General features: G+C 64.5%; 1 protein-coding gene. It reads right to left on the reverse strand.

Features of this window, described 5'->3' with window-relative positions:
- Positions 1-751, reverse strand: a 751-nt coding sequence (locus AC0L30_RS43060; RefSeq protein ID WP_473256577.1) for an IS110 family RNA-guided transposase, incomplete at its 3' end; no start/stop codon positions are given.
- Positions 752-826 lie beyond the last annotated feature (75 nt).

The raw sequence follows: 826 nt of genomic DNA on the forward strand, positions 1-826 counted from the left end.
CGAAGTCGCGGCCTTTCGAGAACACGTCTCCAGTGCCGATCGCAGCCACCATCGCGCTCGAGATGATCGGGCCAATGCCGGGCACCGTCATCAGTCGCTCGCAGCCTTTGTCTTGACGGGCCAATGCCTCGATTTCGCTGGAGAGGTCCTCGATACGCTCATCCAGCCGGCGCCAGTCACCCGCCAGATCCTCGATGATGCGCAACATGCGAGGCGAGAGCACATCGGTGCGCGTCGCGAGGATACCCGGCAACTCGGACCGCAGGGAGCGCAGGCCTTGCCGCACGGCGATGCCCCGCTCCAGCAGGAACGCACGGATCTGATTGATGACGCCGGTGCGCTGACCGACTAATCGCTCGCGCACGCGGTGCAGCGCCTGCAGGTCGAGCTGGTCGGCGGTCTTGGTTGCGACGAACTTCATGGTCGGGCGTTGGACCGCCTCGGCGATGGCTTCCGCATCTCGGAAGTCATTCTTCTGTCCCTTCGAATAGGGGCGCACGTATTTCGCCGGCATCAAGCGGGCGTCGTGGCCAAGCGTTTGCAGCTTGCGACTGAGGTGATGCGCGCCGACGCAGGCCTCCATGCCGATCAAGCACGGCGGCAGGTTGGCGAGCCGCGTTTCCACCTGGCCGCGCGACCACTTCTGCCGCAGCACGATGCCGCCGCGCTGATTCTGGCCAATGATGTGGAACGAGTTCTTGCCGATATCGATGCCGATGACGGCGGGCGAAGCGTCGAGTTTCTGAGACATGGCGTGCTCCTTGTCTTGGGCGCCCCTTGCCAGCTTCTCGTACTGGCAGGGCCGGAGCACGGCCGGACCATTCCA

Source organism: Bradyrhizobium sp. MI1.11, from assembly GCF_055811255.1.